Raw genomic sequence first — 15,498 nt, 5'->3', positions numbered from 1 at the left:
TGTGGACTCACTTGCCGCTGGAGATGATGCCATGTTCAAGTTTCTTCCCCCACTGGCCGCCGCCATCCTGCTGTCGGCCTGCGCCGCGCCCGCGCAAAAACCGGCGGCCGCGCCCGACGCGCATACCTCGCGCCAGTCGCTGGACTGGCCGGGCAGCTATGCCGGCGTCCTGCCTTGCGCCGATTGCCCCGGCATCAACATTAAGCTCACGCTCGGCGCCGATGGCCAGTATGAACTGAGCCGGCAGTACCAGGACCGCCAGGCCAGGCCCGACATCGTTCGCGGCCGCTTTCAGTGGCTGCCGGGCGACGGCGGCATCCAACTCGAAGGCGACGGCAGCCGCTGGCGCGTGGGCGAAAACCGCCTGTTCATGCTCGACACCAATGGCCAGACCATCACCGGGCCGCTGGCCGAGCACTACATCCTGAAGCGTGTCGCGCCTTAGCCGCCGCCCTGGCCGCTGGCCTCGGGATGCCGGGCCAGCCATGCGGCCAGCGCCTCGCGGTAGTTCGCCATGGCTTCGTCATAGAGGTCATAGACACAGGGGATACAGCCGCTCTGGCAGCATTCATTAGGGCCAGGCGCCTCGGGCGGCTGGGGCCGGGGATCCTGGAGGTCAGTGACCTGTGACATCTGCAATTCCTGGTTAATACGACACTATTAATGCATTGTCCCGCAAAAGGCATTCTTTGCCATAATGATCCGGCGGACCTCGCGGCCCGCCGGGGCATTCTCAGAAAGGCGTTATCAGGCAATGACTGATTCCAGGCTGGACCTCCAGGCTCAGGGAGTACGGTTCAAAGTGTTGGCGCATATATTCCCGGTGCTGCGCCACGATGTCATCGGCCCCATCTCCAATGCAGGTCTGGCTTCGGCCATGCTGCATCAGCCGCCCGATGCCGACAACAGCTCCCGCCACGAACGCCTGATCGATGAAGTGCAGAGCCTGCTCGACGAGGGCGTGGCCAAGCTGCGCGGCCTGGACGACTGGCTGGTCGACCGCGAGCGCCATGGCGACGCGGGCGCGCTGTTCGAGGATTGCAGCCGCATCGTGGCCGCGCGCCTGCTGGCCACCGGCAAGCACGTCGCGCTGCCGCAGTTCGCCATCGTGCCCGACCTGCGCCTGTTTTCCTCGCGCTACATCATTCTTGCCTGGCTGTTCTGTCTGCTGGATACCCTGGCCGATGGCCAGGAACTGCAAGTGCGCGCCCCCTCGGCCAATGTGTGGACCGCCGCTCCGGGCGTGCAATCGGCCGCGCCGGCCTGGCCCGGACAGCCCGAGCCCATCCAATTTGAAGAACTGCAAATCCTGGCCGCGGCCAGCGGCTGGGAAGCCGAATGCGCGCCGGATCTGTGGACGCTGCGCAGCCCGCAAGAGCTTCAGCACTGGTGACGATTGACGCTGGCGCCGGCGCCGACGTAAGATGCGTTCACCGTGGGTTGCCCAACCCGCCTTTTCCAGGTTTTTCTTCCATGCCGTTCTCGCATCATCCGCCCGTCAGCCCGCCTCCTGAGGCCGTGGCATTGGCGCGCGCGCGGACGGCACCTCCGCCTGTCGACTCGCCGCCGGCCTCTCCGCCGGCCGCCGTGGTCGCCGCCATCCCGCAAGGGCTGGTCGGCCGCGGCTAAGCCTCTTCACTCCCCCTTTTTTTCAGCTGGCGCGTGCTTGCGCGCCCGGGGGCGCTTGCGTCTTTCGACAGGATTTTCCCGATGCAAAAATCATCCTGGGTCTCCCATGGATCCACGTCTTTATTCGTTCTGCTCTGGAGCAGCGGCGCCATCACGGCCAAGCTTTCGCTGCTCTACGCCACCCCTTTTGCCTTTCTGCTCATGCGCCTGGGACTGGCCTTCGCCGCGCTCTGCCTGCTGGCGGCGCGGCGCGGCCGCTTCCTGCCGGCCCGGGGCAGCCGGCTCCCGACCATAGGGATAGGCCTGCTCATCCTGGGCGGCTATACCGTCTGCTATCTGCTGGCGCTGGCCCATGGCGTGGCGCCGGGCGTGCTGGCCACGGTATTGGGCATACAACCCATCCTGACCCTGCTCTGGACCGAGCGCCGCTTTCACGGCCGGCGCCTGGCGGGGCTGGGCCTGGCGCTGGCCGGCCTGGTGCTGGTGGTGTGGCAAGGCATCCGCCTGGAAGGCCTGGGCTGGCTGGGCATGGCCTTCGCGCTGGGCTCGCTGCTGTGCATGACCACCGGCGCCATCATGCAAAAGCGCTCGGCGCAGGCACCGCTGGACGTGATGCCGCTGCAGTATGCGGCCAGCCTGGTGCTGTGCCTGCTGATCGCGCCCTCGCAGCCGCTGGCCTTCAGCCCGGGCTGGCAGCTGCTGGCGCTGCTGTTCTGGCTGGGCCTGGTCATCTCGGTGGGCGCCACGCTGCTGTTCTATCACTTGATCCAGGGCGGCGATCTGGTCAATGTGACCAGCCTGTTCTACCTGGTGCCAGCCGGCACGGCCTTGCTGGATTATCTGCTGCTGGGCAATCCCCTGCCGCCGCTGGCCCTGGCCGGCATGGCCGCCATCCTCGGCGGCCTGGCCCTGGTCATGGGCAGGCGCTGAAGACCGCGCGGCGCGGCGCCCCCGGAGGCGCCGCGCCCGTTGCGCAAGGGACTGATCCCAAAGCGTTTACCGCCGCGCAAGCGATGCGCGGCGGCCAATTGACGCCCCCGCCCCGACCGCTATACTGGGTTCATACAAGGACACCGGCAGTCTTTCCTTGCGCGCTCTCGCGGGTCGAGGACCTGCTGGGCGTGGCATCCTCACCACGGAGGTCCCGTTATGTTCCCTGAGTTTCGCGATCAGATTTCCCGACTCAAGACCGACAACCCGCATTTCGCGAAGTTGTTCGACAAACATAATCTGCTTGATCAGCAGATTCAGAACATGGAAGCCGGGAGAGAAACCGCGACCACGTTAGAGATCGAAAAACTCAAAAAAGAAAAACTGCACATCAAGGACCAGCTCTACGCCATCCTCAAGGGCGCCGGTTGAGCGCCGCCACCGCATCTCCCAAAGCGCGCGCCGCCGCGCTCACGCCTGCGGCTCGCGCCCGGGAGCCAGCCCCGCCTGCTCCTGGCGCGCGGCGCGCAAGGCCAGGGTGGCGCTGACCCCGAGCGCCAGCAAGAGAAAAACCCCGGTCAGTTCCGCCACGCCCGCCCAGCCGGCCAGCGCCCAGCTCTTGCCGCCCACCGAGCCCAGCACACTGGATCCTAGGTAATAGACCAGCAGATACAGCGAAGCGGCCTGGGCCTTGTAGCCGCGCGCCATCCGGCCCACCCAGCCGCTGGCCACGGCATGCGAGGCAAAAAATCCGAAGGTGAAAACCACGATGCCGCCGACCAGCACCGCCAGCTGATCCGACAGCGTCAGCAGCAAGCCGGTCAAGGTGAGCACCGTGCCCAGCACCAGCATGGGCCCGCGGCCATGCCGGTCGGCCAGGCGCCCGAAGAAGGTCGAGGCGAAGATGCCCACCAGATAGACCAGGAAAATCCCGCCGATGAAGGTCTGGCTCAAGGAAAAAGGCGCTTGCAGCAGCCGGAAGCCGACGTAGTTGTAGACCGTGACGAAAGCCCCCATCAGCAGGCCGCCCAGCAGGAAAAGGCTGACCAGCGGGCCGTTGCGCAGATGCGTGGACAAGCCCTTGCGGGCCTCGCGCCAGCCATTGCCGCGCTTGGGCGCGAAGCGGCGCGAGGGCGGCAGCAGCCAGACGAACAGCAAGGCCGCGGCCAGGCCCATCAGGCCCACCGTGCCCAGCGCCGCGCGCCAGCCGAAGAAATCCGAAACCAGGCCGGTGATGACGCGGCCGGTCAGACCGCCGAAGGCGCTGCCGCTGATATAGAGACCCATGGCGAAACCCAGCGTCTCCGGCTCGACCTCTTCGGCCAGATAGGCCATGGCCACCGCCGGCACCCCGCCCATGGCCAGGCCCTGCAGGGTGCGCAACACCAGCAGGCTGGTCCAGTCGGGGGCAAAGGCGGCCAGGATGCCGAGAATCGCCGCAGCCGTCAGCGAGGCGGCCATCACCCGCTTGCGCGGCAGCGCCTGAGACCACAGGCCGACCAGGAAGATCGCCAGCGCCAGCATGCCTGTGGATAGCGACAGCGACAGGCTGCTTTGCGCGGGCGATATCGCGAAATTGCGCGTGAACAGCGGCATCAGCGGCTGGACACAATACAGCAGGGAAAAGGTGGCGAAACCGGCGGCGAACAGGGCCCACTGGGCGCGGTGCAGCGCCGGGGTCCCCCGGCGCAGATATCCCTGCCCCAGGTCCGCGGCGGGCGCGGGCGTGGACGGAGCGGGAGAATGAGGGGCGGACATGGCGGCAATCTCGAAAAACGCAGGCCTGGCTGGCCTTGTTTTCAACGGTAGACTTTCGGTTTGCATTTGTCCAATATATGAAACTGTCATCCGTTATTTTTTAAAAATATGGAACTGCGGCATTTACGCTATTTCGTGGCCGTCGCCGAAGCCCTGCACTTCACGCGGGCGGCGCAGCGGCTGGGCATCGGGCAGCCTCCCCTGAGCCTGCAGATCCAGCAGCTGGAACGCGAGATCGGCACGCCGCTGCTGCTGCGCCTGCCGCGCGGGGTGGAACTGACCGAAGCCGGCGCCCGCTTTCTGGAAGATGCCCGCGGCATCCTGGCCGCCGCCGACCGCGCCGTCGAGACCGCGCGCCGCCTGGGCCAAGGCGAGCGCGGCTCGGTCAGCGTGGGCTTTACGGCCTCCGCCGTCTTCCATCCCTATCTGCCGCGCGCCATCCGCGCCTATCGCGACCGCTATCCCGGCGTCCATCTTTCGCTGTCCGAGAGCACATCGCGCGCGCTGCTGCAGGCATTGCGCCTGGGCGAAGTGGACGTGGCCTTTGTGCGCCCCCCTTATGCGCTGGACCCGGAATGCGCCTCCGAGCGCGTGCTGGACGAGCCCATGCTGGTTGCGCTGCCGCCAGGACATGCCTTGTGCCGCAAGCGCAGCGTGCCCATGAAAGACCTGGCCGAAGAAGCGTTCGTGCTGTATCCGCGCCCCATCGGCGCCGGCCTGTACGACGCCATCCTCTCGGCCTGTCTGCGCGCCGGCTTCACGCCCCGCGTCATCCAGGAGGCCCCGCAGATGGCCTCCATCATCAGCCTGGTGGCTGCGGGCGTGGGCATTTCCATTGTTCCGGCCGCCATGCGGCATATGGGCGCCGAAGGCATCGAATACCGGCCCATACGCGGCGATGCGCCGCGGGCCCTGCTCGACATGGCCTACCGGCGCCATGAACGCTCCACGGCCGCCCGCAATGCCATCGCCCTGTTGCGCGAATTGGCGCCGCCGGCCGCCTAAGACCCACGCGGCGCAAACGATCTAGTATCCTTCCCCGGCCAGTTCCATCGCCTATAGAGGATAGTCATGCCCGCCCTGAAAGTCGGAATCGCCGGATTCGGCGCCATTGGCCAAGCCGTCGCCCAAGCCCTGGACCGCGGCCTGCCCGGCCTCAAGCTCGCCGCCATCGCCGTGCGCGACCCGCAGCGCCATGCCGACCGGAGCTGGCAAGGCCCCGCGCCGGTCTACACAGACCTGGCCGGGCTGGCGCAGCACTGCGACATCGTGGTCGAAGCCGCGCCCGCCGCCGTCTTCCGCGAGCTGTCCGAACCGGTGCTGCGGGCCGGCAAGAAGCTGATGGTGCTCAGTTCCGGCGCCCTGCTGCGCAATGAAGACCTGATCGCCCTGGCCCGCGAGCATGGCGGACAGATCATCATCCCCTCGGGCGCCATCCTGGGCCTGGATGCCCTGACCGCCGCCGCCGAAGGCAAGATCCATGCGGTCACCATGATCACCCGCAAGCCGCCGCGCGGCCTGGCCGGCGCTCCCTATCTGGAAACCCACCGCATCGACCTGGACGGCATCACCGAGCCCACGCTGGTGTTCCGGGGCTCGCCGCGCGATGCGGCGGTGGGCTTTCCGGCCAATCTCAATGTCGCGGTCAGCGTCTCGCTGGCCGGCATCGGCGCGGACCGGACCACCCTGGAGATCTGGGCCGATCCCGGCGTCACCCGCAATGTGCACCGTGTCGAAGTGGACTCGGATGCGGCGAGTTTCGCCATGGAGATCCAGAACATCCCCTCCGAAAACCCCAAGACGGGCCGCATCACCGCCCAAAGCGTGGTGGCCGCCCTGCGCAAGCTCACCGCCCCGCTGAGGGTGGGGACGTAAAAAAAGTAGATTGTCGACAATCAGGCGACGCAAAAATCGGATACGCTTTCGCGCTCGCGGATCTTCCGGAATCACGGCCAGCCCCACCCCACCATGTCGCGTCTGCCTGATCTGCCTCGCGGAGGCCTTTAATGCTTGTCGGAAACTACGACCCCACCCTGGTGCTGGTCTCCCTCGGGGTCGCCATCCTGGCTTCCTATACGGCGCTGGGCATGGCCAGCCGCGTGACCTCGGCGCGTGGACTGGCGGCGCGCTTCTGGCTGCTGGGCGGCGCCTGCGCCATGGGCCTGGGCATCTGGTCGATGCATTTCGTGGGCATGCTGGCCTTCAGCCTGCCCATCGCCCTGGGCTATGACCCGGCGCTTACCGGACTGTCGCTGCTCATCGCCATCGCCTGCTCGGCCTTCGCGCTCTGGGTGGTCACGCGCAGCACGCTGCCGCGCTGGCGCCTGGCGGGCGCGGCCATGCTCATGGGCTGCGGCATCGCGGCCATGCACTATGTGGGCATGGAAGCGATGCGCATGTATCCGGCCATTGAATACTCGCCCTGGCTCTTCCTGTTGTCGGTGGTGGTCGCCATCCTGGCCTCGGGCGCGGCGCTGTGGATCACGCATCATCTGCGCCACAACCGGCCTGGCGCGCCGGCCTACCGCGTCTGCGCGGCCGTGGTCATGGGCCTGGCGATCGTGGGCATGCACTATACCGGCATGGCGGCCGCGCGCTTTGACGCCGACAGCGTCTGCATGGCGGTGCTGCACGGCATCAGCGCCGGCTGGCTGGCCGCCAGCGTCACCGCCGTGACCCTGAGCGTGCTCGGCATCGCCCTGGTGGTGGCGGTGCTGGACACGCGCCTGGAGGCGCGCACATCGGCCCTGGCCAGCTCCCTGGCCCAGGCCAATGAAGAGCTGCTGCATCTGGCGCTGCACGACGCGCTGACGCAATTGCCCAACCGCGCCCTGCTCGATGAACGCCTGATCCAGTCCATCGCGCGCGCCAAGGCCGCGCGCGGCCACTTCGCCGTGCTGTTCATCGACCTGGACGGCTTCAAGGCCGTCAATGACGCCTACGGCCACCAGAGCGGCGACAGCCTGCTGCGACAGCTGGCGCAGCGCATCCAGGCCGAGGTGCTGCGTCCGGGCGATTCGGTGGCCCGCCTGGGCGGCGATGAGTTCATCGTGGTGGCCGATGTGGTCGAACCCACCGATGCCGCCAACCTGGCCGAAAAGCTGATCGATGCGCTGTCGCGCGAAATCATCGTCGACGGCCACACGCTGTCGGTCACCGCCAGCGTGGGCATTTCCATCTATCCGGGCGATGGCGAAGACGGCCATACCCTGCTGACCCACGCCGACGCGGCCATGTATCACGCCAAGCGCCTGGGCCGCGACCGGCGCTACAGCTATTTCGAGCCGGCCATGAATGAAAACGCGCGCGAGCAGCTGCAATTGCTGCAGGACCTGCGCCAGGCGCGCGCGCGCGGCGAGCTCGTGCTGCATTACCAGCCCAAGTTCATCGCGCCGGCCGGCCCCGTGGTGGGCGCCGAGGCCCTGCTGCGCTGGAACCATCCCAAGCGCGGCCTGATCTCGCCCTCCGACTTCATCCCCATCGCCGAACGCACCGGCCTGATCTTCTCCATCGGCGAATGGGTGCTGGACGAAGCCTGCCGCCAGATGCGGATCTGGCGCGACCTCGGGCATGGCGACTGGACCGTGGCGGTCAATCTGTCGGCCATGCAGTTTTCCCAGGCCGGCCTGGTCGACACCATCCGCGACACGCTGGCGCGCCACCTGCTGCCGGCCAGCTGCCTGGCCATCGAGATCACCGAAACCACCGCCATGCGCGACGCCGAAGCCAGCCTGACGGTGCTGCGCGAACTGGCCTCGCTGGGGGTGTCCATCTCCATCGACGATTTCGGCACCGGCTATTCCAGCCTGCTGTATCTCAAGCGGCTGCCGGCCAGCGAACTCAAGATCGACCGCGGCTTCATCAACCAGCTCGAACATGACCAGGAAGACGCGGCCATCGTGTCGGCCATCATCGCGTTGGGCCAGCGCCTGAACCTGAAAATCGTCGCCGAAGGCGTGGAGACCCAGGCCCAGCAGCGCTTCCTGACGGACCTGGGCTGCGACTCGCTGCAAGGCTTTCTGCTGGGAAAACCCCTGCCGGCCCAGGACTTTCTCAAGGCGGACTTCGCCCGCCGGGCGGACTGAGCCCACGCCCCGCTTGCCAGGCGAAGCCGCTATCCGCTACAAACGGAAGGCGATCCGCCACGCCCTTTCTTCCGGCCCCTCAGAGACCAAGCCATGCGCCTTCGTCCGGATGTCGATTTTCAACAAGTGCTCTCCCGCAGCCTGCTTGATCTCTTCATCCGGGTCAGCCTCATAGGCGGCCTGGTCTATTGGTGCTACCGCGTCGCCGAACCCTTCATCGGCCTGCTGCTGTGGTCCATCATCCTGGCCGTGACCCTGGCGCCCATCCATCAGCGCCTGGCGCGCTGGCTGGGCGGACGGCCCAAATCGGCCTCGCTGCTGCTGGTCATCCTCACCCTGCTCGCCTTCATGATTCCCGGCGCGCTCCTGGCCGGCTCCCTGGCCGAAAGCCTGCCGCGGCTGTTTCATCATACGGAGGGCCAGCCCACGCTGCGCATCCCCGACCCGCCGGCCTTCGTCTCCAACCTGCCGCTGATCGGCGGCCGCCTGCACGACGCCTGGGCCCTGGCGACCGAAAACGTCGAGGCCGCCCTCAAGCCCCTGCAACCCGCCCTGACCACGGCGGCGAAATGGCTGATCAATAGCGCCACGACGGCCGGCATGGAGTTCCTGATCTTCCTGGCGGCGGTAGCCATCGCCGGGCTGGTGCTCATCTATGGACAGAACAGCAAGCGCATCGCCGACGATATCGCCGCCCGCATCGCCGGCCCGCAGCGCGGCCACGAGCTGGTGCAGCTGACCGCCACGACCATACGCGCCGTGGCGCAAGGCGTCATCGGCGTGGCCTTGATCCAATCGGCCCTGGGCGGGCTGGGCATGCTGGTGGCGGGCGTGCCGGGCGCGGGCATCTGGGCCATCGTGGCGCTGGCCTTGTGCATCGTGCAGCTGCCGATTTTCGTCGTGCTGCTGCCCGCGGCCGTCTACGTCTTCATGAACAACAGCACACCAATGGCGGTGGGCTTTGCCATCTGGTGCGTGCTGGTCGGCCTGCTGGACAACATCCTCAAGCCGTTGATGCTGGCGCGCGGCATCAGCATCCCGCTGCCCATCATCCTGATCGGCGCGCTGGGCGGCGTGGTCGCCGCCGGCCTGGTCGGCCTGTTCCTGGGACCCGTGGGGTTCGCGCTGGGCTATGTGCTCTTCATGCAGTGGGTGCGCGACCCCATGGTCCAGGGCCAGGTCAAGTCTTCAGGCGATAACCCGTCTTGAAGATCCAGCGCACGGTCACCAGGCAGATCGCCAGAAAGAGCAGCGTCATGCCTATGCTCACGCCCAGGTTGACGTCGGCCACGCCGAAGAAACTCCAGCGAAAGCCGCTCACCAGGTAGACCACCGGGTTGAACAGCGTCACGGCCTGCCAGAAAGGCGGCAGCATGTGGATGGAATAGAAGGTGCCGCCCAGGAAGGTCAGCGGCGTGATGATCATCAAGGGGATGATCTGCAACTTCTCAAAGCCATCGGCCCACACGCCGATAATGAAGCCGAACAGGCTGAAGGTCACCGCCGTGAACACCAGGAAGACCGCCATCCAGACCGGATGCTGGATTTCATAGGCGACAAACAGCCTGGCCGTGGCCAGCATGATGATGCCCAGCAGGATGGACTTGCTGGCCGCCGCGCCGACATAACCCATGACGATCTCGATATAGGAAATGGGCGCGGAGTGGATTTCGTAGATGGTGCCCGAAAAGCGCGGCATATAGATGCCGAAGGAGGCATTGGCCACGCTCTGCGTCAGCAGCGACAGCATGATCATGCCTGGCACGATGAAAGCGCCATAGCTCACGCCGCCGATCTCGACCATATGCGAGCCGATGGCCGAGCCGAAGACCACGAAATACAGCGAAGTCGAAATCACCGGCGAGGCCACGCTTTGCATGAGCGTGCGCCAGGCGCGGGCCATTTCGAAGAGATAGATGGCGCGGACCGCGTACCAATTCATGATTGTGCACTCACCAGACTGACAAAGATCTCCTCCAGCGTGCTTTCGGAGGACCGCAGGTCGTTAAAGCCTATGCCCAGGGCGTCGAGCTCGCGCAGCAGGGGCTGCACCGGATTGATCTCGCCCTGGCTGTCGTAGGTGTAGACAAGCGATGCGCCATCCTCGCCCAGCGCCAGGTCGTAATGCGACAAAGCCGCCGGCACGGCCGCCAGCGGCGCGGTGAGGATGAAGACCAGCTGCTTCTTGCCCAGCTTGCGCATCAGCGCATGGGTATGCTCCACCAGGATGATCTCGCCCTTGCGTATCACGCCGACACGGTCGGCCATTTCCTGGGCCTCCTCGATATAGTGCGTGGTGAGGATGATGGTCACGCCCTGCTCGCGCAGGCGCCGCACCATCTCCCACATGCCCCGGCGCAGCTCCACGTCCACGCCGGCGGTCGGTTCGTCCAGGAAGAGGATGCGCGGCTCATGCGACAGCGCCTTGGCGATCATGACGCGGCGCTTCATGCCGCCGGACAGCGCCATGATGCGGCTGTCTTTCTTGTCCCAGAGGGAGAGATCGCGCAGGATGCGCTCGACCAGGGCGGGATTGGGCGGCTTGCCGAACAGGCCGCGGCTGAAGTTCACCGTATTCCAGACCGTCTCGAAGGCATCGGTGGTCAGCTCCTGGGGCACCAGGCCGATGGCCTGGCGGGCGGCGCGGTAGGCCGTCACGTTGTCATGGCCGTCGGCCAGCACCCGCCCGCTGCTGGCATTGACGATGCCGCAGATGATGCTGATCAGCGTGGTCTTGCCCGCGCCGTTGGGGCCAAGCAGCGCGAAGATCTCGCCACGCCGGATTTCCAGATTGATGTTTTTCAGGGCCTGGTGCCCCGAGGCATAGACCTTGGAGAGGTCCTGCACAGAAATCACACTATCGCCGGACACGGCAACCTCGCTGGTTATTCTGGCCACGGGCGGGCCATCCGCAACGATAACGCACTCGCCGCCGGCGCCTCGAAGGCGCGCGGCCAAAGACTGATGTCGCGCCCACCGGCCAATTGAAACATAAGCAAAGCGCCGGCGGGCGCCCGGTCCCGGCTTCAGGCCAGCGTCAGCGTGACGTCGATATTGCCGCGCGTGGCATTGGAATACGGGCACACGATGTGGGCCTTGTCGATGAGCTGCCGCGCGGCGGCGCGGTCCATGCCCGGCAGCGAGATCGTCAGCTCGACCTCGATGCCAAAGCCGGTCGGCAGCGGGCCGATGCCCACCGCGCCCTGCACCGACACATCGCTGGGGATGGCGATATGGTCGCGGCCGGCCACGAATTTCATCGCGCCCAGAAAGCAGGCCGAATAGCCGGCGGCAAACAGCTGCTCGGGGTTGCTGCCCTCCCCGCCCGCGCCGCCCAGTTCCTTGGGCGTGGTCAGTTTGATATCCAGATGCTTGTCGGACGAGACAGCGCGGCCGTCACGGCCGCCCGTGGCCTGGGCGTGGGCACGGTAGAGGACTTTTTCGAGAGACATGGTGTTTCCTTTGAAGTAAGCCGCGCCGGGGCACGGAATGGCGGCAGGCCGCCGGGTTAAAAAATCGCTCGCTATTAAATAGCTCACTACTTATATGACAGGCAAACGCGGTGCCACGGACATCGCCGCGCCATGCAAACGGGATCAGCCCGGTTCGTCCTGCGCCAACTGCGCGCGCAAACGCTCCAGGCGGGCCTTGAGGGCATGCGCCTCCTCGGCCGAACAGGCCAGGGCCTGGGCGATGCCCTGCGGCACCGAGGCCGCCCGGGCCTTGAGGGCCTGGCCTTGCGGGGTCAGGCTGATGATGATCTGGCGCTCATCATGCTGGCCCCGGTCGCGCCGCAGCAGGCCGGCGGCCTCCAGCCGCTTGAGCAGGGGGGTCAGCGTCGCCGAATCCAGGAAGAGGCGCTTGCCGATGTCCGACAGCGTCAACCCATCCTGCTCCCACAGCACCATCATGACCAGGTACTGGGAATACGTCAGCCCCAGCGCGGCCAGCCGCTTGCGATAGACCTTGTTCATCGCCAGCGTGGTCGAATGCAGGGCGAAGCACAGCTGGTCATCGAGCAGCAGCGAAGGCGGGGCGGAGGACGTCTTGGCTTTCATGATGAAGGCATATTAGATCGCGTCCTATACAATAGCAAGCGATTTTTTAAGTTGCCAGGATGGCTAGTCTTCCTCGTCCGCGTCCCGGTCGGGCTGCAGCCACAACGTCAGCGCGCTGGAGCCGGCGCCCATGGCCCAGAGCAGAAAAAACGTCACGGTGTAGAAGCCGCTGCGGCCGACCGTGTGCGCGCCGAGGATGGCCACGTCCAGCGGATCGATGAGGGCGAAGATAAGGCCGCTGGCCAGACCGGCCGCCAGGAAGGACGGCCACAACACTCCTATCCAGAAGCCCAGGCTAGGTGCGCGGCGCATGTTCCACCACCAGGCCGCGCCGGGCCGCCCCTTGCGCCGGCGGATCGTCATGGGCGACCGCGAGATAAATGGTCAGGCCGCAGGCCGCCATGGCCAGGGCCGGCCCGGCCATCAGTAGCCACGGCCAGGGTTCGCGCCACCAGGGGCCGGACGGTTTTTGCATCGCGCTCTCCTTGTTCTGCACGGCGCCCGCCTTATTCGGGCACGTAGAAAATGGCGGCTTCCTCGACTTGCGGCCCGGCGGGGACCGTCCCGGCGCGCAGCACAATGGGATGCGAGCCCGGAGCCGCGCCCTTGCCGCGGATCAGCACGGGCACCAGCGTATTGCTGGCCGCCGGCAGCTTGAGCACCTCCCGCTCCTGCGGCAAGGCCAGCACGCGCAGCCCGGGCAGCCCCTGCGCCGTCAGGCGCAGCGTCAGGGGCCGGTCGGAGGTATTGATGAACTGCAGGCGGTAGACGTTTTCAATCTCGCCGCCAGCCGTCTCGCGGCCCAGCACGCCGCGATCGCGCATGACGTCCAGGCGCAGCGGGCTGCGCATCGCCAGCGATGCGGCCAATCCCAGGCAAAGCAGCAGCAGGAGCGCGCCATAGATCCACACGCGCGGGCGCAGCAGGCGCCTGCGCGCCTGCCCGGGCGACAAGCCCTGCTGCATGGCGCGCTCGGAGGTATAGCGGATCAGGCCGCGCGGATAGCGCATCTTGTCCATGACCGCGCCGCAGGCGTCGACACAGGCGCCGCAGCCGATGCACAGGTATTGCAGGCCGTCGCGGATGTCGATGCCCGTCGGACAGACCTGCACGCACAGGCTGCAATCCACACAATCGCCCATGCCGGCGCCGCGGTGATCAAGGCGGCGCGAACGCCCTCCCCGCGGTTCGCCGCGCGGCCGGTCATAGGTGACGACATAGGTGTCCGGATCCACCATCACGCTCTGGAAGCGCGCATAGGGGCACATGTATTTGCAGACCGACTCGCGCATGAAGCCGGCATTGCCCCAGGTGGCGAAGCCATAGAACAGCATCCAGAACCACTGCCAGGCGCCCAACTGGCCGGCGAACAGCTGTCCGCCCAGCTCCCGTATGGGCGCGAAATAGCCGATGAAGGTCGAACCCGTCCACCAGGCCAGGGCCAGCCACAGCGCATGCTTGGTGATCTTGAGACGCCATTTGCGCGCATCCCAGGGCGCTTCGTCCAGGCGGATGCGCGCCAGCCTGTCGCCTTCGACGCGGCGCTCTATCCACATGAAGAGTTCGGTGTAGACCGTCTGCGGGCAGGCATAGCCGCAGAACAGCCGTCCGGCGATCGCGGTGAACAAGAACAGCGCCAGGGCGCAGATCACCAGCAAGAGCGCCAGATAGATGGCGTCCTGCGGCCAGAGCACCAGGCCAAAAAGGTAGAACTTGCGCGCGCCCAGGTCGAAGAGCACCGCCTGGCGTCCGTCATACCGCAGCCAGGGCAGGCCGTAGAAGACGAGCTGCGTGACGATGACCAGCGCCACGCGCCAGCGCGCGTAGCGTCCGCTGACCGAACGCGGGTGGATCTTGCCGCGCACCTCGTCCAGCGCCTGCTCCACCGATCCCGGCGGCGGCAGCGCCGGTTGCCAGGGCGTCCCGGCGTCGGGCGGGTTCATGCCAGGCACCCCTGGATGGCCGGCCACCTCATGGCCGCTCCCGCGGCTCGCGCCGCGACAGATTCCACACCCAGGCGCTCAACAGCTGGATCTGCTCGGGACTGAGCAGCTCGCGATGCGCCGGCATCCGGTTGTCCCGCCCTTCGAGTATGGTGCGCGTGATGCTGGCCTCGGAACTGCCGTAGAGCCAGATATCGTCGGCGAGATTGGGCGCGCCCAGCGCCGGGTTGCCCCTGGCGTCCACGCCGTGGCAGGCCACGCAGTAGTTGCCGAACTCGCGCCTGCCCCGGAAGACGCGCACGGGATCGGCGGCCAGGCCGGAAAGCGAGCGCACATAGTGGGCGATATCGCCCGCCATCCTGGCGTCTATCGTGCCCTTCCATGCCGGCATCATGCCATGGCGCCCGTCGCGGATGCTCTGCGCGATGGCCTCGGGCGATCCGCCATGCAGCCAGTCATTGTCGGTCAGATTGGGAAAGCCCGGCCCGCCCTTGGCATCGGAGCCATGGCATTGCGAGCAGGTGTTGAGAAACAGGCGTTGGCCGATCTCGCGCGCGCCCGGGTCGGCCGCCAGCTGGGCCGGGTCCATGCCGGCAAAGCGCGCATACAGCGGCTTGACGGACTCGGCCAGCTTGTCCTGCTGTGCCCGGACCTCGCCCGCGCTACTGAATCCCAGCGCGCCCGCATAGGCGCCCAGGCCCGGAAAAAGATACAGATAGGCCAGGGCGAAGACGCAGGTCAGCAGATACATCCAGGTCCACCAGCGCGGCACCGGATTGTTCAGCTCTCTCAGGTCTTCGTCCCAGACATGGCCGGTATCCTCGACCGCGCCGCCCGGGGCCTTGTTCAACCAGCGGCGCTGGGAGAACAGCAGCCAGACGCACCAGGCGATGCCGCCCAGGGCAAGCACCGTGATGAACCGCCCCCAGAAGCCGCTGACGAAATCACTCATGGCAGCCCTCGTCCGGCAGGGCGAAGGGCAGTTGCGCCGATTCGCGGTTGGCTTGCTCGCGGCCGCGGCAACAGGCCCAGGCCACGATGCCCAGAAAGGTCGCCATCGACAGGACGGTCATCGCCGCAGTTATCCAGGCCATC

Annotated in this window: 19 protein-coding genes; 8 read left to right on the top strand and 11 right to left on the bottom strand. The window is 66.7% G+C overall.

The genetic code is table 11. The annotated features are described in order from the left end of the window. Nucleotides 1-31 precede the first annotated feature (31 nt). Entirely contained in the window at nt 32-445 is a 414-nt protein-coding gene (locus tag L540_RS19090) for a copper resistance protein NlpE (RefSeq protein ID WP_043214721.1), read from the top strand. On the opposite strand, the gene L540_RS19085 is transcribed toward L540_RS19090, so the two are convergent. After that, entirely contained in the window at nt 442-633 is a 192-nt protein-coding gene (locus L540_RS19085; RefSeq protein ID WP_043214718.1) for an oxidoreductase-like domain-containing protein, read from the bottom strand. The two genes, L540_RS19090 and L540_RS19085, sit on opposite strands and share 4 nt — an antisense overlap. A gap of 121 nt (nt 634-754) precedes the next feature. Here L540_RS19085 and L540_RS19080 point away from each other — a divergent pair, with 121 nt between their 5' ends. From L540_RS19080 to L540_RS19070, 3 genes are all read left to right on the top strand, one after another. Further along, on the top strand, nt 755-1,393 hold the full coding sequence (locus tag L540_RS19080) for a hypothetical protein (protein ID WP_043214716.1): 639 nt from the start codon (nt 755-757) through the stop codon (nt 1,391-1,393). A gap of 317 nt (nt 1,394-1,710) precedes the next feature. After that, nucleotides 1,711-2,559, top strand: coding sequence for a DMT family transporter (locus L540_RS19075; RefSeq protein WP_043214713.1), 849 nt, complete (start codon nt 1,711-1,713; stop codon nt 2,557-2,559). 219 nt (nt 2,560-2,778) lie between these two features. Continuing rightward, complete coding sequence (locus L540_RS19070) at nt 2,779-2,991, top strand: YdcH family protein (protein ID WP_043214710.1); 213 nt, start codon at nt 2,779-2,781, stop codon at nt 2,989-2,991. Between the two features lie 39 nt (nt 2,992-3,030). Here the strand turns inward: L540_RS19070 and L540_RS19065 are convergent, their stop codons facing one another. Further along, nucleotides 3,031-4,317 (bottom strand): MFS transporter, encoded by a 1,287-nt coding sequence (locus tag L540_RS19065; RefSeq protein ID WP_043214707.1) that lies wholly within the window; start codon nt 4,315-4,317, stop codon nt 3,031-3,033. A 108-nt stretch (nt 4,318-4,425) separates the two neighbouring features. Here L540_RS19065 and L540_RS19060 point away from each other — a divergent pair, with 108 nt between their 5' ends. The 4 genes from L540_RS19060 to L540_RS19045 all read left to right on the top strand — a co-directional run bounded on the left by L540_RS19060 (nt 4,426) and on the right by L540_RS19045 (nt 9,611). Next, nucleotides 4,426-5,322: a LysR family transcriptional regulator gene (locus L540_RS19060; protein ID WP_043214704.1), complete on the top strand. Its 897-nt coding sequence runs from the start codon at nt 4,426-4,428 to the stop codon at nt 5,320-5,322. 66 nt (nt 5,323-5,388) lie between these two features. Continuing rightward, nucleotides 5,389-6,192 carry an aspartate dehydrogenase gene (locus tag L540_RS19055; RefSeq protein WP_043214702.1) on the top strand — a complete coding sequence of 268 codons (804 nt, stop codon included), beginning with the start codon at nt 5,389-5,391 and terminating at the stop codon, nt 6,190-6,192. A 131-nt stretch (nt 6,193-6,323) separates the two neighbouring features. Further along, the gene (locus L540_RS19050; protein ID WP_043214701.1) at nt 6,324-8,402 is read left to right on the top strand and encodes a putative bifunctional diguanylate cyclase/phosphodiesterase; all 2,079 of its coding nucleotides are present in this window, start codon (nt 6,324-6,326) and stop codon (nt 8,400-8,402) included. A gap of 93 nt (nt 8,403-8,495) precedes the next feature. Next, nucleotides 8,496-9,611 (top strand): AI-2E family transporter, encoded by a 1,116-nt coding sequence (locus L540_RS19045; RefSeq protein ID WP_043214697.1) that lies wholly within the window; start codon nt 8,496-8,498, stop codon nt 9,609-9,611. Here the strand turns inward: L540_RS19045 and L540_RS19040 are convergent. From L540_RS19040 to L540_RS19000, 9 genes are all read right to left on the bottom strand, one after another. Further along, nucleotides 9,583-10,344 (bottom strand): ABC transporter permease, encoded by a 762-nt coding sequence (locus L540_RS19040; protein WP_043214695.1) that lies wholly within the window; start codon nt 10,342-10,344, stop codon nt 9,583-9,585. The two genes, L540_RS19045 and L540_RS19040, sit on opposite strands and share 29 nt — an antisense overlap. Beyond that, nucleotides 10,341-11,249 (bottom strand): ABC transporter ATP-binding protein, encoded by a 909-nt coding sequence (locus tag L540_RS19035; RefSeq protein WP_197085671.1) that lies wholly within the window; start codon nt 11,247-11,249, stop codon nt 10,341-10,343. Before L540_RS19035 ends, L540_RS19040 begins: the two co-directional genes overlap by 4 nt. A gap of 179 nt (nt 11,250-11,428) precedes the next feature. Next, nucleotides 11,429-11,854 carry an organic hydroperoxide resistance protein gene (locus L540_RS19030; protein ID WP_043214693.1) on the bottom strand — a complete coding sequence of 142 codons (426 nt, stop codon included), beginning with the start codon at nt 11,852-11,854 and terminating at the stop codon, nt 11,429-11,431. Nucleotides 11,855-11,998: 144 nt separating this feature from the next. Further along, nucleotides 11,999-12,460 (bottom strand): MarR family winged helix-turn-helix transcriptional regulator, encoded by a 462-nt coding sequence (locus L540_RS19025; RefSeq protein ID WP_043214691.1) that lies wholly within the window; start codon nt 12,458-12,460, stop codon nt 11,999-12,001. A gap of 63 nt (nt 12,461-12,523) precedes the next feature. Beyond that, a complete protein-coding gene (locus L540_RS19020) occupies nt 12,524-12,772 on the bottom strand; it encodes a hypothetical protein (RefSeq protein ID WP_043214689.1) in 249 nt (82 codons plus the stop codon). Then, a complete protein-coding gene (locus tag L540_RS19015; protein WP_043214687.1) occupies nt 12,756-12,935 on the bottom strand; it encodes a membrane protein in 180 nt (59 codons plus the stop codon). The genes L540_RS19020 and L540_RS19015 overlap by 17 nt, the downstream gene beginning before the upstream one ends. A gap of 31 nt (nt 12,936-12,966) precedes the next feature. Continuing rightward, nucleotides 12,967-14,403 (bottom strand): cytochrome c oxidase accessory protein CcoG, encoded by a 1,437-nt coding sequence (ccoG, locus tag L540_RS19010; protein WP_048026651.1) that lies wholly within the window; start codon nt 14,401-14,403, stop codon nt 12,967-12,969. Between the two features lie 28 nt (nt 14,404-14,431). Continuing rightward, nucleotides 14,432-15,355: a cytochrome-c oxidase, cbb3-type subunit III gene (gene ccoP / locus L540_RS19005; protein WP_043214682.1), complete on the bottom strand. Its 924-nt coding sequence runs from the start codon at nt 15,353-15,355 to the stop codon at nt 14,432-14,434. Beyond that, complete coding sequence (locus L540_RS19000; RefSeq protein WP_043214680.1) at nt 15,348-15,497, bottom strand: cbb3-type cytochrome oxidase subunit 3; 150 nt, start codon at nt 15,495-15,497, stop codon at nt 15,348-15,350. The genes ccoP and L540_RS19000 overlap by 8 nt, the downstream gene beginning before the upstream one ends. Nucleotide 15,498 lies beyond the last annotated feature (1 nt).

The sequence above is a fragment of the Bordetella pseudohinzii genome (assembly GCF_000657795.2).
Taxonomy (GTDB): domain Bacteria; phylum Pseudomonadota; class Gammaproteobacteria; order Burkholderiales; family Burkholderiaceae_B; genus Bordetella; species Bordetella pseudohinzii.
The sequence above is the reverse complement of the archived record's forward strand: the minus strand, read 5'-3'. Positions and strand labels throughout refer to the sequence as shown.